Source organism: Pseudomonas sp. H26/SER47-MNA-CIBAN-0231 (assembly GCF_040310465.1).
Lineage (GTDB): Bacteria > Pseudomonadota > Gammaproteobacteria > Pseudomonadales > Pseudomonadaceae > Aquipseudomonas > Aquipseudomonas atacamensis.
In genome coordinates this window covers 171,910-194,987 of record NZ_JBEOPW010000011.1, presented here as the reverse complement: position 1 = coordinate 194,987, position 23,078 = coordinate 171,910, and the positions used below count along the sequence as shown (strand labels likewise).

At 57.3% G+C, this 23,078-nt stretch carries 20 protein-coding genes; 11 read left to right on the top strand and 9 right to left on the bottom strand.

Going from position 1 to position 23,078, the window contains the following annotated elements:
• The 9 genes from AAEZ10_RS18100 to AAEZ10_RS18060 all read left to right on the top strand — a co-directional run.
• Nucleotides 1-1,908: type VI secretion system Vgr family protein (locus AAEZ10_RS18100; RefSeq protein ID WP_350570349.1), on the top strand; the 1,908-nt coding region annotated here is incomplete at its 5' end.
• On the top strand, nt 1,898-2,635 hold the full coding sequence (locus AAEZ10_RS18095) for a DUF4123 domain-containing protein (protein WP_350570347.1): 738 nt from the start codon (nt 1,898-1,900) through the stop codon (nt 2,633-2,635). The genes AAEZ10_RS18100 and AAEZ10_RS18095, both read left to right, overlap by 11 nt.
• Entirely contained in the window at nt 2,635-7,290 is a 4,656-nt protein-coding gene (locus AAEZ10_RS18090; protein WP_350570345.1) for an RHS repeat-associated core domain-containing protein, read from the top strand. The genes AAEZ10_RS18095 and AAEZ10_RS18090 overlap by 1 nt, the downstream gene beginning before the upstream one ends.
• Complete coding sequence (locus tag AAEZ10_RS18085; RefSeq protein WP_122706125.1) at nt 7,287-7,688, top strand: hypothetical protein; 402 nt, start codon at nt 7,287-7,289, stop codon at nt 7,686-7,688. Before AAEZ10_RS18090 ends, AAEZ10_RS18085 begins: the two co-directional genes overlap by 4 nt.
• A gap of 97 nt (nt 7,689-7,785) precedes the next feature.
• Nucleotides 7,786-8,040 (top strand): HYD1 signature containing ADP-ribosyltransferase family protein, encoded by a 255-nt coding sequence (locus AAEZ10_RS18080; protein WP_350570343.1) that lies wholly within the window; start codon nt 7,786-7,788, stop codon nt 8,038-8,040.
• Entirely contained in the window at nt 8,040-8,330 is a 291-nt protein-coding gene (locus AAEZ10_RS18075) for a hypothetical protein (RefSeq protein WP_122706122.1), read from the top strand. Before AAEZ10_RS18080 ends, AAEZ10_RS18075 begins: the two co-directional genes overlap by 1 nt.
• Before the next feature lie 39 nt (nt 8,331-8,369).
• On the top strand, nt 8,370-9,554 hold the full coding sequence (locus tag AAEZ10_RS18070; protein WP_258717442.1) for a hypothetical protein: 1,185 nt from the start codon (nt 8,370-8,372) through the stop codon (nt 9,552-9,554).
• A gap of 178 nt (nt 9,555-9,732) precedes the next feature.
• Nucleotides 9,733-9,942: a barstar family protein gene (locus tag AAEZ10_RS18065; protein ID WP_323168296.1), complete on the top strand. Its 210-nt coding sequence runs from the start codon at nt 9,733-9,735 to the stop codon at nt 9,940-9,942.
• A gap of 184 nt (nt 9,943-10,126) precedes the next feature.
• Nucleotides 10,127-10,471 carry a hypothetical protein gene (locus AAEZ10_RS18060; protein ID WP_071174496.1) on the top strand — a complete coding sequence of 115 codons (345 nt, stop codon included), beginning with the start codon at nt 10,127-10,129 and terminating at the stop codon, nt 10,469-10,471.
• A gap of 124 nt (nt 10,472-10,595) precedes the next feature.
• Here AAEZ10_RS18060 and AAEZ10_RS18055 read toward each other — a convergent pair whose 3' ends face one another.
• Together AAEZ10_RS18055 and AAEZ10_RS18050 are read right to left on the bottom strand one after the other, a co-directional pair.
• On the bottom strand, nt 10,596-11,318 hold the full coding sequence (locus AAEZ10_RS18055; RefSeq protein WP_350570340.1) for a tellurite resistance TerB family protein: 723 nt from the start codon (nt 11,316-11,318) through the stop codon (nt 10,596-10,598).
• Between the two features lie 178 nt (nt 11,319-11,496).
• The gene (locus tag AAEZ10_RS18050; RefSeq protein ID WP_016771524.1) at nt 11,497-11,682 is read right to left on the bottom strand and encodes a hypothetical protein; all 186 of its coding nucleotides are present in this window, start codon (nt 11,680-11,682) and stop codon (nt 11,497-11,499) included.
• A gap of 403 nt (nt 11,683-12,085) precedes the next feature.
• On the opposite strand from AAEZ10_RS18050, the gene AAEZ10_RS18045 reads away from it, so the two are divergent.
• Nucleotides 12,086-13,714 (top strand): glucan biosynthesis protein D, encoded by a 1,629-nt coding sequence (locus AAEZ10_RS18045; RefSeq protein WP_110646996.1) that lies wholly within the window; start codon nt 12,086-12,088, stop codon nt 13,712-13,714.
• Between the two features lie 177 nt (nt 13,715-13,891).
• Here the strand turns inward: AAEZ10_RS18045 and AAEZ10_RS18040 are convergent, their stop codons facing one another.
• The 3 genes from AAEZ10_RS18040 to AAEZ10_RS18030 all read right to left on the bottom strand — a co-directional run bounded on the left by AAEZ10_RS18040 (nt 13,892) and on the right by AAEZ10_RS18030 (nt 17,571).
• Complete coding sequence (locus tag AAEZ10_RS18040; protein WP_324174969.1) at nt 13,892-14,998, bottom strand: NADH:flavin oxidoreductase/NADH oxidase; 1,107 nt, start codon at nt 14,996-14,998, stop codon at nt 13,892-13,894.
• Between the two features lie 266 nt (nt 14,999-15,264).
• On the bottom strand, nt 15,265-16,974 hold the full coding sequence (gene recJ / locus AAEZ10_RS18035; RefSeq protein WP_350570336.1) for a single-stranded-DNA-specific exonuclease RecJ: 1,710 nt from the start codon (nt 16,972-16,974) through the stop codon (nt 15,265-15,267).
• A gap of 54 nt (nt 16,975-17,028) precedes the next feature.
• Nucleotides 17,029-17,571 (bottom strand): YaeQ family protein, encoded by a 543-nt coding sequence (locus AAEZ10_RS18030; RefSeq protein ID WP_007908961.1) that lies wholly within the window; start codon nt 17,569-17,571, stop codon nt 17,029-17,031.
• 146 nt (nt 17,572-17,717) lie between these two features.
• On the opposite strand from AAEZ10_RS18030, the gene AAEZ10_RS18025 reads away from it, so the two are divergent.
• Nucleotides 17,718-18,917 (top strand): CaiB/BaiF CoA transferase family protein, encoded by a 1,200-nt coding sequence (locus AAEZ10_RS18025; RefSeq protein ID WP_024011725.1) that lies wholly within the window; start codon nt 17,718-17,720, stop codon nt 18,915-18,917.
• Nucleotides 18,918-19,139: 222 nt separating this feature from the next.
• Here AAEZ10_RS18025 and AAEZ10_RS18020 read toward each other — a convergent pair whose 3' ends face one another.
• From AAEZ10_RS18020 to thrC, 4 genes are all read right to left on the bottom strand, one after another.
• Nucleotides 19,140-19,421: a DUF3509 domain-containing protein gene (locus tag AAEZ10_RS18020; protein ID WP_016771530.1), complete on the bottom strand. Its 282-nt coding sequence runs from the start codon at nt 19,419-19,421 to the stop codon at nt 19,140-19,142.
• Between the two features lie 162 nt (nt 19,422-19,583).
• On the bottom strand, nt 19,584-19,991 hold the full coding sequence (locus tag AAEZ10_RS18015) for a response regulator (protein WP_110646994.1): 408 nt from the start codon (nt 19,989-19,991) through the stop codon (nt 19,584-19,586).
• Nucleotides 19,992-20,108: 117 nt separating this feature from the next.
• Entirely contained in the window at nt 20,109-21,482 is a 1,374-nt protein-coding gene (locus AAEZ10_RS18010) for a transporter substrate-binding domain-containing protein (protein WP_110600197.1), read from the bottom strand.
• Between the two features lie 120 nt (nt 21,483-21,602).
• The gene (gene thrC / locus AAEZ10_RS18005) at nt 21,603-23,012 is read right to left on the bottom strand and encodes a threonine synthase (protein ID WP_110646993.1); all 1,410 of its coding nucleotides are present in this window, start codon (nt 23,010-23,012) and stop codon (nt 21,603-21,605) included.
• Nucleotides 23,013-23,078 lie beyond the last annotated feature (66 nt).

Sequence of the window (23,078 nt, the reverse complement as noted above, 5' to 3'; positions counted from 1 at the left end):
CAGCCGTCGCTGGACCTCGAAACCCTGCTGCACAAACCGGCCTTTCTGCAGCTGTCGCCTGACGGCAGCGGCATTCATGGCCAGATCTATCGCGCCGCGCAAGGCGATTCCGGCAAGCGTCTGACCCGTTATGCGGTGACGCTGCGCCCACAACTGGCGTATCTGGCGCACCGCATCAACCAGCGTATCTTCCAGAACCTCAGCGTGCCGAAAATCATCGGCCAGGTGCTGGAAGAGCACGGCATTCAAGGCAACGCCTACGAATTCAAGACCGGCTCGATCTATCCCGAGCGCATCTACTGCGTGCAATACGACGAGTCGGATCTGCACTTCATCCAGCGCCTGTGCGAGGAAGAAGGCATTCACTTCCACTTCCAGCACAGCGCCAACGCGCACAAGCTCGTTTTCGGCGATGACCAGACGGTGTTCCCGAAACTGGCCCCGGTGCCCTATCAGCAAGACTCCGGCATGGTCGCCAGCAACCCGGTGATCAAGCGCTTCGACCTGCGCCTGGAAACCCGCACCAGCCGCACCACCCGTCGCGACTACGACTTCGAAAAACCGCGTCTGACCCTGGAAAGCGAAAACCGTGGCGACGCCCTGCCCGACCTCGAAGACTACGATTACCCGGGCCGCTTCATCGACCGCGAGCGCGGCAAGCACCTAGCCAAACGCGCCCTCGAACGCCATCGCAGCGACTTCCAATTGGCCGAAGGCACGAGTGATCAGCCACTGCTGGTCAGCGGCCACTTTCTCGCCCTGACCGAACACCCGAAAGCCAAATGGAACGACCTGTGGCTGCTCACTGAAGTCCTGCACGAAGGCAAGCAGCCGCAAGTGCTCGAAGAGTCGGTGACCAGCGACACCACCGCGCTGAAAGACGATTTCCATCAGGGTTATCGCAACCGCTTCCAGGCCACGCCGTGGGACGTGCCCAACCGCCCGCCGCTACGCCACCCGAAACCGCGCATTCTCGGCAGCCAGAGCGCGGTGGTCACCGGCCCGAAAGGCGAAGAAATCCACTGCGACGAATACGGCCGAGTCAAAGTCCAGTTCCACTGGGATCGCGAGGGTCAGGCCGACGACAAGACCAGCTGCTGGCTGCGCGTCTCCAGCGCCTGGGCCGGCGCCCAGTACGGCGGCATCGCCATCCCGCGCATCGGCATGGAAGTGCTGGTCACGTTCCTTGAAGGCGACCCCGATCAACCGCTGATCAGCGGCTGCCTGTACCACAAGGAAAACACCGTCCCCTATCCACTGCCGGCGAACAAGACCCGCAGCACTTTCAAGACCCTGAGTTCCATGGGTGGTGGCGGCTACAACGAACTGCGCATCGAAGACAAGAAAGGTCAGGAACAGATCTATCTGCACGCCCAGCGCGACTGGGACGAGAACATCGAGCACGACCAGAAAATCCGCGTCGGCAACGAACGCCACGACACCGTCGAGCAAAACAGCTACAGCGAATTCAAGGCCGAAGAACACCACACCGTCTACGCCGACCGCAAAGTCGAAACCCGCGCCAACGACCACCTCACCGTCGGCGTGAACCAGCACATCAAGATCGGCACGGGCCAGTTCATCGACGCAGGCCAGGAAATCCACCTGAGCAGCGGCATGAAAGTGGTGATGGAAGCTGGTGCAGAGCTGACCCTGGTCGGCGGTGGCAGCTTCATCAAGATCGACGCTGGTGGCGTGACCATGAGTGGGCCGGTGATCAACATGAACTCCGGCGGCAGCCCCGGCGTTGGTACGGGCGCCGCGCCATTGATGCCCGGCGTGCTGAAACAGGCGGATGCCGACAAGGCTGGCCAGGTCCTGACCCCGGCGCAAATCAACACCCTAAAACGTAACGCGCCGTTCTGTGAAGAATGCGAAAAATGCAAGGCAGGTGCCTGTGCCATCTGAACCAATCTCCCCCAAGGACTGGCTGGCGCAACAGCCGCTGCAAAGCGGCGAGCGCCTGTACCTGATCGTCAGCGCCGCCAGCGACGCCGACGCCCTGAAAACCCTGTACCTCACCGAACCCACCGCCCAGCTCATCCCGATCTGGGGCGGCACGCCCTACTCCACCTGGCAACCGGTGATGCCCTACCTCACCGAACTCAAAGCCAACTCCGCTTTCCTGCCCTGGATCGCCGAAACCGACGCCCTCGACTGGGGCTGGCTGGCGGTGTCGCGTTCAGAACCGAACGAAGTGTTCGAGCATCTGCGCAGCCTGACGCAGGTAAAAATGCCGGATGGCACCGAGGTGTTTTTCCGGTTTTGGGATGGGCGGCATATTTATCCGATTCTGCGGGGGCTTGGGGAGAAGGCTGGAGAAGTGCTGCCGGTGTTTGAGCGGTATCTGATCAATGGGCAGGCGCTGGAAGTGGGCACGCGGGTGGCGGCGAAGGTCAGGGACTGGCCGTGGTGGGAGGTGCCGAAGGGGTTGCTGGAAGGGTTGAGCAAGGACAATCCGGCGACGCTGGTCAGCAACCTGATGCAATGGCTGGAAGAAGACCGCCCGGACCTCTACACCGCGTGGCCCGAGAACAATCTGAAGCTGAAAATCACCCGCTTCGTGCGCCGCCCGGATGCGCCGCAAAATCTTAAAGAAGCATTGATAAACCACCTGATTCTGGAGCAAGGCTGATGGATCGCGTTGCCTTTGTTGACAACCAACTGAACACCTTCAAGGACAGTCTGAAGCTGTATCAGGAACAAACCAAAACCTGGTATGCACAGGCCCTCGACAAGGGTAGCCGTGCCGCGGACATGCCGTCCTTGTTGGGCATGGAGCGTGTCATCAAGGCGGGCAACACCAGTAAAACGGTGAGCATGACCGACGGTAACTTCACCTCGAACGTGGCTCAATGTCCGCTCAAGGGTCCGTTGCTGATCGAGAGCAAATTCGAATCGGTTTACGACATTCCCGTCGGCGATATCGAAGTCGAAATCGTGGCCGTGGACGGTGGTGCGGTCAGCAAGGTCAAACTCGACGCCCAAGGCAAAGCCGCATGGACCGGCGGTGTGCCCGGCAAGTTCTACACGATTCGCGTCCATAACGAAGTGACCCCGGCGCAGATCGACGCCCTCTTCAGTTCTTACAGCGGCGTGACTGCGGACCTTGAAGGTTTCCTGCGCAAGGAATGGGCCGGCTTCAAACCGCAATGGTCGAATCTTTCGACCTCCGGCACAGCCATGGCCATCGGCAACGGCATTCTTGAAGGTGGCTGGGAAGCGATCAAGGGCGTATGGGACGGCATCAGTCTCGTGCTCGACATCCTTCAGGACCCAGGAAAGTTTGCGAAGGATCTCGGCGCTGGCGCAGACGAGCTGATCAAAGTCGCCAAGAGCTCGCCGGACATCATGAAAAAGGCCATGTTGCTGGCCAGCGACGAGGCGGCTTTGTTTTTGCTGGTGCGCAGTGCGGTGATCTGGCTCGCGGGCTTGCCGCCGATGAAGATGGCGGGCGACGTAGCGAAGATGACCACGGCCATTGTCGTAGGCATTGCGATCGACATCGTGATCGGCGTGGTATTGACCATCGCGGCAGAAGGTACCGGCGTCATCTACCTTGCGGCCCGACTCAAGAAGTACGGAGAGCTTGTCATCAAGGCTGTGATCGGCTTCGTGAAGTCGGTGTTCAAGATCATCAACGGCTTTATGGAGTATGTCGCCAAGTACACCGCAGTGGCGGCCCGAGGGGTGACGGCGAAGGTCAGGAACGGGATTTCCGAGTTGCGTTTTGATGGCAAGAAAAACGCCAGACTTGCTGACGGTAAAGTCGCTGATGACGTATCGAACCAGGCGACGAATCCCGCCGAAAAGAGCGCAGAACCTGCTGCAAAGACTTGCACTAACGGGTGCCCTGTTTCGATGGTCACTGGCGAAGAGTTATTGACGTTAACTGACGGCCAACTCGACGGCCTGCTGCCATTCGAATGGACCCGTCTCTATCGCACCAGCGCTGTGGAAATCGACTGCGGTCTCGGCTATGGCTGGAGCCACGCGCTCGCCCACCGCATCGAGATCAATGGCGATGAAGTCATCTGGACCGATCAGGAAAACCGCTCCACCGTTTTCCCACTTCCGAGCGAGCAGCGTCCCGCCATCACCAACAGCCTATCGCACGCGGCCATTTTTCTAGGTGACGATCCATCCGAGCTGATTCTCGCGCAGGCTGGCAAGCGACCATCGTTCTATCACTTCCGCTTCGACAGCAAAGACGCGACCCTGATCGCCATCAGCGATAGCTATGGCAACCGCTTGCACGTTACTCGAGACATCCATGGGCGCATCAAACGTCTCGACAACGGTGCCGGCCGCGCCCTGCTCCTGCGCTACGATCGCAAGCACATCATCGCCGTCGACTATCAACAGTTCCTGCCAGCGGACAATCTTGAGGCCGCATGGAACACAGTGCAGACGCTGGTCACTTACAGCTACGACACGCAGCATCGCCTGATCGAGGCGAAGAATGCCGCCGACGAAGCCGAACGCTATCGCTACAACGACCAGCACGTCATTCTCGAGCGGCAATTGGCAGGCGGCGCGGCGTTCTACTGGGAGTGGGAAAACGAAGGCAAACTGTCTCGGTGTACACGTCACTGGGCCAACTTTTCCCAGATGGAAGCGCAATACGCCTGGGACGACAAAGGCAGCGTTACCGTTACCAACGCCGATGGTAGCGAAGAGGTCTACACCCACGATGATCAGGCGCGACTGATCAGCAAAATTGATCCCGATGGTGCCGAGCATCAAAAAGCCTATAACGACAAGGGTCAATTGATCGCGGAAAAGGACCCATTGGGCGCCGTTACCGAATACCGCTACGACGACAACGGACTGATGACCGCTGTCATCCCCCCAGAAGACGAAGCTACAACTTACGAATATATCAACGGCTTCGTCAGCGACGTTCGTCGCGGCAAAGCCAGTTGGAAGTATCAACGCAACCGACAGGGTGATGTCACTGCGCAGATTGACCCGGACGGCAATGCCACCCATTACAGCTATGACCCGCAGGGTCGTCTGTTGGAAATCCGTCACCCGGACGGCAGCCGTCATCAACTCGGTTGGAACAATCTCGGTCAACTGCTTGAAGAACGTCTTCCCGACGGCGGTCAGCGCAAGTACCGTTACGATGCACTAGGCAGGCAGATCACTCGCCAGGAAGAGTCCGGCGCGATCACTCATTACCAATGGGATGCTGCCAATCGCCTTGCCCAAGTTACGCTGCCCGGCGGCGCCACTCGCGCATTCAGCTACAACGCCTATGGCAATGTCACCGCCGAACGCGATGAACTGGGTCGCATCACCCGCTACGAATACGCCGACAATCTGCACCTCGTCAGCCGCCGCATCAATCCCGACGGTAGCCAACTTCGCTACCGCTACGACAACTCGCGCCTGCTGCTCACTGAAATCGAAAACGAGCGCGGCGAGCATTACCATCTCGATTACTACGCCAACGGTCTGATCCAGCAGGAAACCGGCTTCGACGGTCGTCGCACCGCGTACGAATACGACCTCAACGGCCAACTACTGAAGAAAACCGAATTCGGCGATGACGGTAGCGAACTGGTCACCGAATACCAGCGTGATGCCGCAGGCCGCTTGCTGGTAAAAACGCTACCCGATGGTGAGGAGATTCACTACAGCTACGACGCACTTGGTCGCCTCGTTAACGTCGACGACGGCCACTGGCCGCTCGCCTATAAATACGATCTGCAAGACCGGCTCATCGAGGAACACCAAGGCTGGGGTACTCTGCGCTACGAATACGACAGCGTTGGCCAGCTCAAGCACTGCCGTTTGCCCGATGGCAGCAAACTCGATTACCGCCACCAGCCTGGCGGGCAACTCACCAGCATCGACCTCAACGGTTCTCGCCTGACCTCTCATCAGTTCAACGCCGGTCGAGAGCAACAGCGCCAACAAGGTCTGCTGCTTAGCCAATACCAATACGATGAACAGGGACGTCTGCAAGCGCACAGCGTCAGCCAACGGGACAAACACCTGTTCCAGCGTCGCTACAACTACGATGCCAACGGCAACCTCGCCGGTATTAACGACAGCCGCAAAGGCAACCGCAGCTATCACTACGATCCACTCGACCGACTGATCAGCGTACGCGGCGCCATGCCAGAGAGCTTCGCTCACGACCCGGCAGGCAACCTCCTCGGACAAAATGACCTGCCCGCAGCCAACCTCGCCAACGTCAAAGGCAATCGCCTGCTCATGCAAGGCGACCGCCACTACGATTACGACGCCTACGGCAACCTAGTCCGCGAGAGTCGAGGAACAGGCCAAAAACTTGTCACCGAATACCGCTACGACTGCCAGCACCGTCTGATCGGCGTCAGCCTGCCGGGCGGCAGCACAGCAACCTACAAATACGACGCCTTTGGCCGCCGCATTGAAAAGTCAGTCGACGGTCACACCACCGAGTTTCTGTGGCAAGGCGAACGCCTCATCGCTGAAAGCGCCGAGAACCGCTACCGCAGTTACATCTACGAACCGGGCACCTTCCGCCCGTTGGCAATGCTCGACGGCGAAGGCCCGCTAAAAGCGGCCCCGTTCTACTACCAACTCGACCACCTCGGCACGCCGCAGGAACTGACCGACTACAGTGGCGAAATCATGTGGTCGGCAAAATACCGCGCCTACGGCAATCTCGCGGCGCTGGATGTGAGCGAAATCGATAATCCGCTGCGTTTTCAGGGTCAGTATTTCGACGCCGAGACAGGCTTACATTACAACCGCCACCGCTACTACAATCCGGGGACTGGACGGTTCTTGACCCCGGATCCGATCAAGCTTGCGGGTGGGTTGAATAGCTACCAGTACGTGCCTAACCCTACGGGGTGGGTGGATCCTCTAGGTTTATCTAGCGGCCCCACAAATTGTCCACAGCCTGTCCCAGGCGGAACATGGAAGTTCAATTCTGAGGTTGATTTAGACTGGAGAGATACACCTGGGACGTCATACCAGCAAATGCATAAAGGAGTGGACGAAGCATTTACTCGAACAGGCGTGTCGAAAAACGAATTTACAGTTACTAAGTGGGGCAAAGACCAATATGGAAAATCTTATCCTACAGAGTGGCGAGTATTAGAAGGCAGAAATAAAGGCGCAGAAGTTAACATGGATGATCCTCGTCTCGTTCCTTCTGGTGATGGCCCGGCTGATCCCCATGTCGGTTACCAAACGCCAGGCAAACGGGGTACAGGTGGAGCTGTTAGAGGCCACATTTTATTGGAATCCTTACCCGTATCACGCGCAAGAATTGGAGATCCGCAATGAACTACCTAGAAAAAGAGATCGATTCAACGTTAGTGCTGCATGCCTTACCGCATGAAAAACTAAGTGACGATGAACTATCTGATTTGATCACTAAACTGACGACCGTATTTTTTTCTACTAAAGCTAAATATCTTGACCCGTACCAATTAAAGTCAAACAAAAAACACCACGACCCAGAGTTTTGGAAAAAAGTTGACACACTCGAAAATCTTGAACACCCGCTCCTTATAGTTCAAGACAGCAACATACACGCTTGGAAACTCGAAAGCTCCTTAGATCTAAAAAAATTATTTTCCGAAACAACTGGATTCCCTTTTTGGATAGCCGACGATCTTTTTAACGTTCTAATCTACATGGATGATCATGACTGCATCCATATCAGTAACAGCACTGATTAGAAACAAAGAAAAATGCAGCCCTTCAAATCAGAATAGATCATATCCTCAAACGTTATACGCAGGCTGCCCGTAGTTGAATCTCTAAATAATCATCGAATTGAGCAATCGGGGAGAAATCCAAGCTCAGGATAACAATCGTGTTTACGTCGAACCCGCCAACAAGAAGCCGCTGAGCCAGCTTGATGCTGAAGAAAAATACCAAATTGGCAGAGGCCGCGGCCGGGATTACATTGAGACAGACGTACCTGACTCGCAGCTCGAATGGGTTAAAAACCCTAGGCATGGAACTATGGAGCTGACCATTAAAGGAAACTTAAAATTAGAGAACCCAACTTTTACTCGGAGAGAATAATGTTAGAAAAAAACAAGAAAATCATACTGACTGGCGAAGATGCTCTGGAAGCACTCGCAAATATTGAATTCATCATGATTTCTCTACATAAAATGGGAAGTTACTATAGCGACAAACCGGTTGAAAAATATCGAAAAGCTACAACCGAGTTCATTGACAATGAAAACGTAACTCAGCGACTAGCAAAAATCAGAACAATTATCAGCAAAAACTTTGACTCAACTCTTGGCGAGGATGACATGGATGACATAGAGCGTCATGTGGAGGGAATTGAATTCTGGAAGCCTTGAATGCTTAGCTGTACGAAGAAATCTGCTGGGCCGCCTGATATGCGTGAAAAACACGTCACTGAAACCTTCAAGGCGACTGTCAACTTAAACTCTCCATTCAAGAATAATGAAAAACAGAAAACTTATGCTCAACGCATAATCACCAGATCACATCTCTGCGACCACTCTCACGGATTAAATAACCAAAGGACTGTTATCTTGAAACACTTGAGCCGCACTCTCGCCTTGCTTTTAGCCTTCACCTTCTCCCTAAGCGCAATCGCGCTGTCACTACGATCCGAACAACGTTCCGACGGCACAACTGTCTTGTTGCTTACAAACGAAGCCAGTCCAGAACGGGCTCACAAGCTCAACCAAGACCCGGCGGTTCGTTCTGCACTCGTTGATTTTTTTGGCTACCAAACCGGAAGTTACACCAATGACAATACGATGATCGTGCAGCAGGTTCTTGAAGCGCTCGACTCAGAAATGTCGACTTTTGTTGATGGTGTGCCTCCCGGCAGAAAAATGATCACTGCCATGGACGACGGTAACAACGGGTTCGAGCGCGCCGCATTGCTGCTGGACGACAAGGGGCAGTTGCTCGCCGTAGGACTGGTCAATGGCCACTGCACCGTCAAGTCTCGCGAGGAACCATTGACTTGTAACGATGCGCCGGAAACCGTGCTGACTATTTTCCAGCCAGAAGGCGCCGGCAAGTCTGACGCCGATGCTTTGATCCCCTGGAGTAAGCAACTACCTCCTATGATGGCGCTGTGGGCGGAGAGTGACGATCCAGAACGCCGAGCCGCTGCGCAGAAGATTGCCCACGTTGAGTACATCGTGACTCAGCCGAAACAGGGAGCCTGGACTGCGGCTCAATTACCTTCCGATTTTCCAAAAGCGATGCTGCCGTTGCTTCCGCAGCGAGCTCACTTGATTGGCGCCGGCGCTCACGGTGTCTTTACGACACCGGGTATGGAGGGCACGTCAATTGACGGTGACTGGGACAAAATAGCCGGACGCCCTCAGCATGAATATGAGGTCATTCTCAGGACTTTTACCGAATACGCGGATGTTATCGACTTCTATCAGCAACATGCAAAGGACGCCGAAGTCAGCGGCAACGAGCGCAAAGCGCTCGTTGAAGGCCGCATCAATGGTGGTACCTATAAAGTAGAAATCACCAACAGAAAAGAAGCCGGCACAGTGATCACGTTTTCCGCTTGGCGGCAGGAGGTCTAATTCATCTCTGAAGACAGAGCGATCATGTGGTCGCTTTGTCTTCTGAGCAAAAGGGACTGAGTAAAAGAGGACAGATTTCTTTCTTCAAACTGAATATAAATCTGTCCCCTTTTCTTAAGGCAGGCTGCTCAGAGCGGATGGGCGCTGTCAGCCCAATAGGAAAGTGGAAATAACCTGAATGATAATTGAACTTGACGGCCTATCCATTTCTTCCGAGCAGGATTTCCACAAGCGGATAGCTTCTGCATTTTCTTGGGCTCAGTACTATGAAAACAACCTAAATTCTCTGTGGGATTTGCTCAGTACGGACGTGGAGCGTCCGATTGAAATAGTGTGGAAAAATTCGAAAGAATCTGAACAAAGCATGGGCAAAACTTTTAAAAAATAATATTTATATTCGAGCGAACAAAAAATCAGGACATATCCCTGGGCTTAGATGAAAAACTCGAATACAAACTAAAGTAAAAAAATTGATACTTGCCAGCGCATTTATTCAACGCTGCAGTAAGCACGATTATCGTTTAAATGATCAGAGCAAAGTATTCACGAATGCAAAGATTCGGAGAGACCCAATGAGATCAAAACTCGAATACAAACTCCAACCCATCCGAGTACCAAGCGGCTGGACAATAACAATCAACAATCTGTTTGAGGTGGAGCTGACACCGGAGACTTGCAACTGGTTCTCTAGTTCGGTACTGATCGGAGGAGTCCGCCAGAGTACCGGCCATTGCTTTGACACGAGAGTCGAGCCCGAAGGGGATCCCGACGGAGAATTTGTGATTGATATGCTAACGATCGAATACGATAGAAGAGGTGAGCCAATCAAAAACTCCGAAAAGTTTCTAGGTGAATTCAGAACCAAAAGCAAAATCGAATTCATTGAAAGAATTGAAGATTTTATGATTGAGGCTTGATTACATCATTGTTCACGAATCAAAAAGATTAAAAACGGCTTTCCGAGCTAAATCTGTATTGACGCCTCAATAAGCGACACAGGAAAAATCGCAGCACAACACTGCGATTTCTCACCCCATAGAATCAATCTGCCGCCAACCGCACCTGCCTCTCCAACTCCACCTTCAACCCCGGCTCCAATTTCAACTGCCGCGCCAGTTCATCCAGATAGCTTTTCTCCATAAAATTCTCCTCATCCACCAGCATCACACTGGCGATGTACATCTCCGCCGCCATTTCCGGCGTGCTGGCCGCGCGGGCGACGTCGGTGGGGTCGAGGGGTTTGTTGAGTTCGGCGTGGAGCCAGTGTTGCAGCTCCTGGTCGTTGTCGAGTTTGGTGAATTCGCCTTCGATCAGTTCGCGCTCGCGCTCGTCGATGTGGCCGTCGGCTTTGGCGGCGGCGACCAGGGCTTTGAGGATTGCCTGGCTGTGCTCCTCGACTTGCGCGGGTGGCAGGCGGTCGAGGGTTTGTGGTTCGCGTTGTGGTGCGCTGCCTTTTTGGGCGTTGTAGTTGCCGTAGGCCTTGTAGGCCAGTACGCCCAGCGCGGCGAGGCCGCCGTAGAGGGCGACTTTGCCGCCGACCTTGCGGACCTTTTTATTGCCGAGCAGCAGGCCCATCGCGCCTGCGGCCAATGCGCCGCCACCCGCGCCGGAGAGCAGGCCGCCAAGGCCGCTGGAGCCAGACGAGCCACCGAGCAAACCGCCCAGTCCGCTGGCAGCCGACTTGTTGGAAGCGCCACTAGTCTTGTTCTGCAGCATTTCCTGCCCGGACTTGAGCAGTTGATCGAGCAATCCACGGGTGTTCATGTTCCGTCTCCAAACAAGGGTTATCCGGATCTAAGGCCCTCAGCCTAGTTCGAAAGTGCCCGGACCCGCCCCGCGAGTGTGCTTCGAGATGTTGCTCGCCACTCAAAAGGGCTCGTTCCGAGCGTTACCCAATGAAAAGGGGCAGGCCTTTCGACCTGCCCCCCTTCTCCCCTCCTCCCTAAAACCGCGAAACACTCCGCATCGCATCCACCAGATAGCGCATGGCGATCCGGTCGCTTTCCGATAGCTCTCGATAACGTTCCACCAGTTTCAATTCCTCGGAATTGAGACGGCGTCTTCTGCGCCCGCCGCCCAAGCAAGGAAAGATGCCCAACATTTCGGTGATGCCCTGTATTTTTGCCATGGACGATGTCCTTCTCTATTGAGTCAAGAAACTGCTGAACCTCACATCGCCCTGCCTCTTCGAGCAGCGTCGTGTGCCCCGCCGGCACGAAGGCTTGTATCCGGTCTTGCTCATAGAATAGGAATTAAATCGGCGTTGAAAAGTGGTTTTTAGAGTAATTAATCGAAAAAAGCAGATATGCCCTCTAAATCAGAGGGCCCTGTCAGAAAAATTACAGACATGTCTTGTTTCATTGCCAGATGGCGCAACGCAAACAAGCCTTTTTGCCCGACAATCGAACCGATTAAGCTAGCGGGCATCTGTTTATAGTCCGTTGCGTTTGGCCGAAGGCATGACCGAACCGTAATTTCCGATCCGACAGGTGCCAGGAACGGCGCTGGATTGCACACGACAGGTTGTATTTATGCACCGCAGGAATTTGCTCAAAGCGTCCATGGCCATTGCGGCCTATACCGGTCTTTCCGCGTCGGGCCTGTTGGCTGCTCGCGCCTGGGCGGCCAATGGTGGCGCCGCCGATGGCGAGGCTCAGGCCTTCGATTTCGAGGCGTTGAAGCGTCAGGCCAAGCAGCTCGCCGGCAATGCCTATCAGGATACGAAACAGGTGTTGCCGCCAACCCTGGCGACCATGACTCCGCAGAATTTCAACGCGATCCGCTACGACGGCGAGCATTCCTTGTGGAAGGAAAACAAAGGTCAGCTGGACGTGCAGTTTTTCCACGTCGGCATGGGTTTCCGTCAGCCGGTGCGCATGTACAGCGTTGATCCGAAGACGCGCATGGCGCGCGAGGTGCATTTCCGCCCGGCGCTGTTCAATTACGAAAACACTTCGGTCGACACTCAGCAGCTCAAGGGCGACCTGGGTTTTGCCGGCTTCAAACTGTTCAAGGCGCCGGAGCTGGATCGGCATGATGTGGTGTCGTTTCTCGGCGCCAGCTATTTCCGTGCGGTCGATGCCACTGGCCAATATGGCCTCTCCGCGCGCGGCCTGGCCATTGATACCTACGCGAAGAAACGCGAAGAGTTTCCCGACTTCACCAAGTTCTGGTTCGAGACGCCTGACAAGAACGCCACGCGTTTTGTGGTCTACGCCCTGCTCGACTCGCCGAGCGCGACCGGCGCCTATCGCTTCGACATTGATTGCCAGGCCGAGCGCGTGGTCATGGAAATCGACGCGCACATCAACGCACGCACCACTATCGAACAACTCGGCGTGGCGCCGATGACCAGCATGTTCAGTTGCGGCACCCACGAACGGCGCATGTGCGACACCATCCACCCGCAGATCCACGACTCCGACCGTCTGGCCATGTGGCGCGGCAATGGCGAGTGGATCTGCCGTCCGTTGAACAATCCGGCAAAGCTGCAATTCAACGCATTTGCCGACAAGGACCCGAAAGGTTTCGGCCTGGTGCAGACCGACCACGAATTCGCCAACTATCAAGACACTGTCGACTGGTACAGCAAGCGCCCGAGCCTGTGGGTAGAACCGACAACCGCATGGGGCGAAGGCTCTATTGATCTGCTGGAAATTCCCACGACCGGCGAGACGCTGGATAACATCGTCGCGTTCTGGACGCCGAAGAAACCCGTGGCTGCCGGTGATTCGCTGAATTACGGGTACAAGCTGTACTGGAGCGCCCTGCCACCGGTCGGCACGCCACTGGCACGGGTGCACGCGACGCGTTCGGGCATGGGCGGCTTCACCGAAGGTTGGGCGCCGGGTGAACACTACCCGCCAGTCTGGGCGCGGCGCTTCGCCGTGGACTTCACCGGTGGCGGCCTTGAGCGCCTGCCACAGGGCACCGGGATCGAGCCGGTGATTACCTGTTCCAACGGCAAGGTGCAGGACTTCAGCGTGCTGGTGCTGGATGACATCAAGGGTTATCGGATTCTGTTCGACTGGTACCCGACCAATGACAGCGTCGAGCCGGTGGAACTGCGCCTGTTCATTCGCACCAACGATCGCACGCTGAGCGAAACCTGGTTGTACCAGTATTTCCCGCCGGCGCCGGACAAGCGTAAATACCCTTGAGGTTCTAAGGCGGCTGTTCTGGCGTCATTCGCGAGCAGGCTCGCTCCCACAGAGATCCGCATTCCTACTGTGGGAGCGAGCCTGCTCGCGAAGAGGCCCGCCTGACAACGCAAACTTGTGCCGAATAGAAAAGCCCCGACCATCACTGGTTCGGGGCTTTTGCTTTCCAGCCTTCAATCAATCGCGCAAATCCGATTCATGAATCGGCTGATCCCGATGGGTCGCGCGCTGATACTGTGCAGGCCACACTGCTTTGCGTCCGCCCAGATCATCGTCGGCGTGCAGCGGCCAGTACGGATCGCGCAGCAGTTCGCGCGCAAGGAAAATGATATCGGCCTGACAGGTGCGCAGAATGTGCTCGGCCTGGGCAGGCTCGGTAATCATTCCGACAGTACCGGTGGCAATGCCTGACTCTTTGCGTACCCGCTCGGCAAAGCGCGTCTGATAACCGGGTCCGACCGGAATTTCCGCGTTTGCAGCTGTCCCTCCTGAAGACACGTCGATGAGATCGGCGCCCAGCGTGTGAAGGCGACGCGCCAGTTCCACGGTTTCGTCCGGATTCCAGCCGTCTTCGACCCAATCAGTCGCCGAGACACGGACAAACACTGGCAATTCCTCCGGCCATACCGCCCTCACCGCTTCAGTGACTTGCAGCACCAGACGGATGCGATTCTCGAACGAACCACCGTACTGATCGCGACGTTGGTTGCTCAGCGGCGAAAGAAACTGATGCAGCAGATAGCCGTGCGCGGCGTGCACTTCAACCACGCTGAACCCGGCCGTAAGCGCGCGTTTGGCCGCGTCGACGAACGCCTGAATCACGTCGGCAATCTGCCCTTCATCGAGCTGTTTCGGTTGCGTGTGCTGCGGATCGAAGGCAATCGGCGATGGCCCGACCGGCGTCCAGCCGCCGTCCTCGGGCTTGACGCTGCCATGCTTGCCGATCCACGGCCGGTGGGTGCTGGCCTTGCGCCCGGCGTGGGCCAGCTGAATGCCAGCGACCGCGCCCTGGGCGGTGATGAAGCGAGTGATGCGTTGCAGCGGTTCGATCTGTTCGTCGTTCCACAGTCCAAGGTCTTCGGCGGTGATGCGCCCGTCGGCGGTCACCGCCGTGGCTTCGGTGAAAACCAGACCGGCACCGCCCACCGCGCGACTGCCCAGGTGCACCAGGTGCCAGTCGTTGGCCAAGCCGTCGACGCTGGAGTACTGGCACATCGGCGACACGGCGATGCGGTTGGGCAGGGTCAGTTGGCGCAGGGTAAAGGGTTCAAGCAGCAGACTCATGGGGCACCTCTCGAATCAGTGGGCAGGCTCCAGGGTTCTGTTTGAAAAGTCGACGAGTGACAGAAAAAGGGTGCAGCACCCGCCCCCGCGGGCAAAAAAACGACAAAACGTCACAAGGCCAATCAAGCAGTGCTTAGAGCCTAGTCGACAACCGGGAATGACGGAGGGTTCAGAGTAATTCAGTGTGTGAAAGGACACTTTCGCGAGCAAGCTCGCTCCCACAAGACTGCACCGTACCTGTGGGAGCGAACCTGCTCGCGAATGGCTTAACGCGGTTCGATATGAGCAATCATCAGTTGCACAGTCTCGTTGCCACGAAACTCGTTGACGTCGAGCTTGTAAGCCAGTTCAACCCATTGAATCGTCGGGTTCGGCCACACATCGCGATCAATGCCAAACGCGATGCCATCGAGCTTCACCGAACCGCATTCGCTTTTCAGCACCACTTTCAAATGCCGTTCGCCGACCACACGCTGCTCGACCAGTTGAAACACACCGTGAAACAGCGGCTCGGGAAAATGCTGCCCCCACGGCCCGGCGTGGCGCAAGGCGCGGGCCAGTTCGAGGTGGAATTCTTCGACGGCCAGCGTGCCGTCCGACAACATGCGCCCGGTGAGGTCTTCTTCGCGAAGTTGCCTACGCACTTCAGCGTCGAAAGCCTCGGCAAACAACGGAAAATTCTCCTGCGACAAGGTCAGACCAGCGGCCATCGCGTGGCCACCGTACTTGGCGATCAGGTTCGGATGCTGCGCCGCGACCACGCTCAGCGCATCGCGAATATGGAAGCCCTGCACCGAGCGACCGGAGCCCTTGAGCAGACCATCACCGGCATCGGCAAAAGCAATGGTCGGGCGGAAATAGCGCTCTTTCATGCGCGAAGCGAGAATGCCGATCACACCCTGGTGCCACTCCGGGTCGAACAGGCACAGACCAAACGGCATCGACTCGACCGGCAGATCCTTGAGCTGCGCCAGCGCTTCGCGCTGCATGCCCTGCTCGATGGATTTGCGATCCTGGTTCATGCCGTCCAGTTGCGCAGCCATTTCCCGCGCCAGATTGGCGTCGGCGGTGAGCAGACATTCGATGCCCAGGCTCATGTCGTCCAGACGTCCGGCGGCGTTCAGGCGAGGGCCGACGATAAAACCCAAGTCGGTGGAAGTGATCCGCGCAGCCTCTCGCTTGGCGACTTCGAGGATCGCCTTGATCCCCGGCCGCGCCCGGCCGGCGCGAATCCGCTCCAGCCCTTGATGCACAAGAATGCGGTTGTTGGCATCCAGCGGTACCACGTCAGCGACGCTGCCCAGCGCCACCAGATCGAGCAGTTCGCCGATGTTCGGTTGCGGTTTGCTCTCGTACCAGCCGAGGCTGCGCAGACGCGCACGCAACGCCATGAGTACGTAAAAGATCACTCCGACGCCGGCCAGCGCCTTGCTCGGAAACTCGCAGCCCGGCTGGTTCGGATTGACCAGCGCATCGGCCTGCGGCAGTTCATCGCCGGGCAAGTGGTGGTCGGTGATCAACACTTTCAGTCCGGCGCGCTTGGCCGCCGCGACGCCTTCGACGCTGGAGATGCCGTTATCGACGGTGATCAATAGTTGCGGTTCACGGGTCAGCGCGACTTCGACGATTTCCGGTGTCAGGCCATAGCCGTATTCGAAACGGTTCGGCACCAGATAATCGACATGCGCAGCGCCCAGCAGGCGCAGGCCGAGTACACCGACGGTGCTGGCGGTGGCGCCGTCCGCATCGAAGTCGCCGACGATCAAAATGCGCTGGCGTTGCTCCAATGCCGTCACCAGCAGGTCAACCGCCGCATCAATGCCTTTGAGCTGCTGGAACGGGATCAAGCGCGCCAGACTTTTGTCCAGCTCCGCTTCCGATTGCACGCCCCGCGCCGCGTACAGGCGGGTCAGCAGTGGCGGCAGATCACCAAGGAAAGGCAGCGTGGCAGGCAGTTGACGAGGTTCGATACGCATGGGGCGACGGAGGCTTCTCTTTGATTCGTGGGAAATATCAGCGGTGTCACGACCTCAGCCGCGCTCACCTTGCAGCCATTGCAACTGGACTTCGTGCTGACCGCGATCGTCGGTGACGAAGATCGTGCCTTCGCTGATCATCACGTCCCACTTGATGACGCGCGGCATGTCCTTGGCGAGGGTCTCCAGCACTTCCTGCGGGACGGCGGCGATGTTGACGTTTTTCAGGTTCTTGATCGCCGGGATAACCTTGGTTTCCCAGACACGCAGGCTGCCGTAGGCCAGCAGGCTGGTGCGTTCAGTGCGGCGCGAGCACCAGGTCAGGCGATCGGCATCCGGCTGACCGACTTCGATCCAGTGCAGGACACGGTCGTCCAGGCTCTTTTCCCACAAGGCCGGTTCATCCACGTCTGACAGACCACGGCCGAACGACAGCTGCTCGTTGTACCAGAGCGCGTAGGCCAGCAGCCGCACGGTCATGCGTTCTTCGGTTTCCGAAGGATGACGGGCGATGGTCTGCTTGACGCTTTCGTAGACGCTGCGGTCGAGGTCGGTGAGGTTCAGTTCGAATTTGTAGGTAGTGGACGGCTGTGCCATGAACGGGCTTCTTGATACGAGGAAAGTCGGCAAGTCTAACCGATGCCGCAGGCAATCATCGAATTGATGGCAATCCAGCTGCGGCGTCTGACAGCCGGCTATGTTAAAACCCTGTATCCGTTCAGCCTTGTCCTACAGGATTTCGCATGCCGTTCACCAGCAAACCGCTCTCGGGTCTGAAAGTCATTGAATTGGGTACGCTGATCGCCGGGCCGTTTGCCTCGCGCATTTGCGGCGAATTCGGCGCCGAGGTGATCAAGATCGAATCGCCGGACGGCGGCGATCCCCTGCGCAAGTGGCGCAAGTTGTACGAAGGCACCTCGTTGTGGTGGTTCGTCCAGGCGCGCAACAAGAAGTCGCTGACCCTCAATCTGAAACACCCCGACGGTTTGGCGATCCTGAAACAACTGCTGGGCGAAGCCGACATCCTCATCGAGAATTTCCGCCCCGGCGTCTTGGAAAAACTCGGTCTGAGCTGGGAAACCCTGCACGCCCTGAACCCGAAACTGGTGATGGTGCGCCTCTCCGGTTTTGGTCAGACCGGGCCGATGAAGGACCAGCCAGGTTTCGGCGCGGTCGGCGAATCCATGGGCGGCCTGCGGTACATCACCGGTTTCGAAGACCGGCCACCGGTGCGTACCGGGATTTCCATCGGTGATTCGATTGCCGCGCTGTGGGGCGTGATCGGTGCGCTGATGGCGCTGCGTCATCGCGAGGTCAACGGCGGGCTGGGCCAAGTGGTCGACGTTGCGCTGTATGAAGCTATCTTCGCGATGATGGAAAGCATGGTGCCGGAGTTCGACGTGTTCGGTTTCATCCGCGAGCGCAGCGGCAACATCATGCCGGGCATCACGCCCTCTTCGATCCACACCAGCGCCGACGGCAAGCATGTACAGATCGGCGCCAATGGTGATGCAATCTTCAAACGCTTCATGCTCGTGATTGGCCGCGAAGATCTTGCCAACGACCCACTGCTGGCCAGTAACGACGGGCGTGACAGTCGCCGGGACGAGTTGTATGGCGTGATTGATCGCTGGGTCAATTCCTTACCGCTGCAGACCGTTCTCGACTTGCTCAATCAGGCCGACGTACCGGTCAGCCGGATCTTCAGCGCCGAGGACATGTTCAACGATCCGCAATACCTGGCGCGGGAGATGTTCCTGCATGCCAAGCTGCCGGACGGCAAGGACTTCAAGATGCCCGGCATCGTGCCGAAGCTGTCGGAAACGCCGGGGTCCTCCGAGTGGGTCGGACCGCAGCTTGGCGAACACAATGCGCAGGTGCTTGGCGATCTGGGCTACGACGCGGCGCAAATCGCTCGGCTGCGTGAAGACGGGGCCATCTGAGCAGCGCCGGGTGCTTCGGTTTTTCAAGCAACAAGCCGCGCACTGCGCAAACGCCGGGCAAAAGAAACCCCGAGAAGTGGGGAGACAACTCGGGGTTAAACGGGGTCTGCTTCGAGACCCGTAGCAGCAAGCGACAAGCACCGGAGCACAATGCTTGATCCTGCTGTTATGGGCTCTGACTGACAGGGATGCAGGAAGGTTCCCACAAAAAATATTTCATCTTTACAGGGCCGGACGCTTGTCCAGAGCTGCATTGCGCAACGCCGCAATGACGCAGGGTTCCAGCCGCCCTTCGGCGATCATCACGTCACGGTGCAGGCCGTCCACCACGTCGGTCAGCAAGCGCTTGTCGCTCAACTGGGCCTGATTGAATTCGCGTTCCACCACAATGGCGCCGCTGCTGTTCTTCAGCGTCACCAGACATTCACCATGGCTGCCGCGAGGGGTCAGCGTCACCTGATACGGGCTCAGAGCCTCACCGAGCAATAGACTGATACTTTCCATCTCGATCTCCACTCAATAGTCCGAAAACACAGTGCCTGGGGCGTGTTCACATTAAATGACCACCGGCCCGAGAAGAAAGTTCTGCCTGTCGCGTCCCGACCTTGCGGCTCCGCGTCTGACAGAGCATGCACGGCGAAGATGACAGAAAAATATTCGCCGGTTTCAGGCCTCGATGAGCTCGTGCGGGGTGATCAGATAACTGTCCAGCAGACCTCTCATCAACACCGCCGAAACCGGCGTTTGCAGCCGTCCCAGCAGGCGCAGGCGTTGCTGGCGGAGCAGCGGCTCCAGATCACTCATCAGACTCTGCGCGACCGAGCCCAGCAGAATCAGGGCACGCGCCTCATGGTGCGCCGCCAGGTGATGAATCAAAGCCAGCCCATCGCCACCTTTGAGCTGCGGATCGCAAATGGCGATATCGACCGCGCCGCGATGCCCCAGTGAACTCAAGGCTGACGCCAGCGAAGGCGCGGTCAATACATCGTAGATGCCGATGGCATTGAGCATTTGATGCAATGCCATCAGCTGGAACGGGTTGGGTTCAAGAATCAGGACTTTAAGCGAGCGCATGGGCGACCTCTGGAGCGATCATCGCGGACTCTCACCGCAGTTGTCGTTCACTCTAGGGCAGGCGTCTTAAGCCTCCCATCAGAAAAGTAGCCGCGTCTTGCAGGACATTTCCCTTCTTTACGGCAGACAGCGACACCCGCTCTCGGTCCTGCGCTGAGTGATATCGGTCCAGCCACCCAACAGGCCGCGCAATTTACCGTCACCGCTGTAAAACGGCACGGTCCACTGATACACCTCGCGAGACCCGCCCTTGAACAGCAGCTGTCGTTTGCTGAAGCGCGACTTGCGGGTCTGCAACTGGGCGATGAATTCATCGTGCAGCATCCGCGCAGTGGTTTCCGGAAACGCATCGACTTCGATCAGCAGGCGCCCCTGCATCTGGTCCAGGCGCACCGACAGTGCTTCCTCGTAACTGCGATTGCAGATGATCAAGCGCCCGTGCAGATCACGGACAAACACCGGATCCGGCATCGAATCGATCAGGGCGTGCTGAAAGGCCAGTTGATCACCCAGCTCCTTTTCCGCTGCGCAGCGCAGCTTGATTACGGCTGCCAGACGCCTGTTCCACACCAGCGACAGCATTCCGAAAACGCCGATTACCCCCATCGCCCAACATGCCCACTCGACCAGCCGTTCCCAGACGGAGGGCACGGGCGGCGGCGAAACGCCTGCCAGCCACTTGAGACGCATCGCCCGCAACTCCGCCGCAGGGAACGCTTCCAGCGCCTTGTTGAGAATACTCAGTAGTTGCGGCATGCCTTTTCGTACAGCCAGATGATCGGCTTCCCACTTGCCCTCTACCAGGGCACCGACCTTGAGCATGCCCAACGGATAGAGCTGCGCGCCGATTTCGTTTTCGATGGTTGCGTAGGCTTCACCGCTCTCGACCAGCGCCCGCGCTTCGGCGTAGGTTTTCACCGAGCGTATTTCAATCGACGGATAATCGCGCCGAATCGCATCCTCCAGGGCATGACGGGCGGGCAGCACCAGAACACGCTTGGCCAGTTGCTCGAAAGACTCCACCCGCGGGGTATTGGCATGTCCGACAAACACCCAGCCTGCCCCTCCAAAAGCATGACTGAAATCGAGAAACGCCTTGCGATCATCACTCATGGCCAAGGTCGTACTGATGTCCGCGACCCCGCTTTGCAGGCGATCGAGCATATGGTCGGTAGAAAACGATTCCTGGTGCTCGAATTGCAGGCCGGTCATTGCGCTGACGCGCTTGAGCACATCGTTGTTCAGACCGCTCCACTGGCCATGTTCGTCCTGAAACAGGTACAACGGATATTGCACCGATGCCACCGTCACTCTGGGGTTGTCACGTATCCATTGCTGCTCGTGCGCATCCAGCTCGATAGCCTGGACACTGGCTGACGCATTGGCCTGATCGAGTGCCATTTGCGCTGCCATGCCGCTGTGTGTCCACCCCAGCACCGCCAACAAAAACAACCAGCCCAGTGCCGGTTTCAAACCTCTGTAAAACAGCATTGCCATTTCCTTCGTGATCGACTCACCCGTCCTTCGTGGGTGAAAACCCGAGCAGTGTGGCAGCGAAAACAAAAAAGCCCGTCAGGAGACGGGCTTCAAAATGTGACAGCTTTTACTGGCTTAGAGCGGCTTGCCGCGGTTGCCATGCTGGCTGACAAAGGCTTGCACGGCTTTCAGGTCGTTTGGCAGAACCGTGCAGCGCTCGTTTCGCTCAAACAAATCAGAAAGATGTGCAGGTAGTTCGAGCGCTTTTCCTACACCCGCTTTCTCCACTGCCTCAGGAAACTTGACCGGATGGGCAGTACCCAGAATGACCATCGGAATATCCAGGCTGCGACGGCATTCGCGCGCGGCTTTCACACCGATGGCAGTGTGCGGGTCGAGCACCTCACCGGTTTGCTCGTAGATGTCGGCGATGGTTTCGCAGGTCTGCGCATCGTCCACCGCCAGCGAATCGAACAGCTTGCGTGCTTCGGTCCAGCGCTCTTGCTCGACGCTGAAACTGCCGTCCTTTTTGAACGAGTCCATCAGGCCGGCAATCGCCGCACCGTTACGCCCGTGCAGGTCGAACAGCAGGCGCTCGAAGTTCGACGAGACCATGATGTCCATCGACGGCGACAGCGTTGCGTGCAGGGTTTCCTTGACGTACTGGTTGCCGCTCATGAAGCGGTGCAGGATGTCGTTGCGGTTGGTCGCGACGATCAACTGGTTGATCGGCAGGCCCATGTTGCGCGCCAGGTAACCGGCGAAGATGTCGCCGAAGTTACCGGTCGGTACCGAGAACGACACCGAACGCGCCGGACCGCCCAACTGCAGGGACGCATGGAAGTAGTAAACGATCTGGGCCATGATCCGCGCCCAGTTGATCGAGTTCACCGCCACCAGACGTGTGCCTTTGAGGAAGCTCTGGTCGGCGAAGCTGTTCTTGACCATTTCCTGGCAGTCATCGAAGTTGCCTTCGATGGCGATGTTGTGGATGTTCTCGCCGAAGATCGTTGTCATCTGCCGACGCTGCACTTCCGATACGCGCTGATGCGGGTGCAGGATGAAGATGTCGACGTTTTCGCAGTGCTTGCAGCCTTCGATGGCCGCAGAACCGGTGTCACCAGAGGTGGCACCGACAATCACCACGCGCTCGCCGCGCTTTTCCAGCACGTAATCGAGCAGACGACCGAGCAGTTGCAGGGCGAAGTCCTTGAACGCCAGGGTCGGGCCGTGGAACAGCTCAAGCACCCATTCATTACCGTTCAACTGACGCAGTGGCGCCACGGCGCTGTGGGCGAACACACCGTAGGTTTCTTCGAGAATCTTCTTGAAATCGGCATCCGGAATGCTGCCGGTGACAAACGGGCGCATCACCCGGAAGGCCAGTTCGTGATACGGCAGGCCAGCCCAGGAAGCGATCTCTTCCTGAGTAAAACGTGGCAGGTTTTCCGGGACGTACAGACCGCCATCGGTCGCCAGACCGGCCAGCAGGACCTCTTCAAAATTCAGGGCCGGGGCCTGGCCGCGAGTACTGATATATCGCATTTTTTTCAAACCTTCGGTTTGAGCTGCAAGCTGCAAGCTGCAAGTCGCAAGTAAAAGCCAGACTGC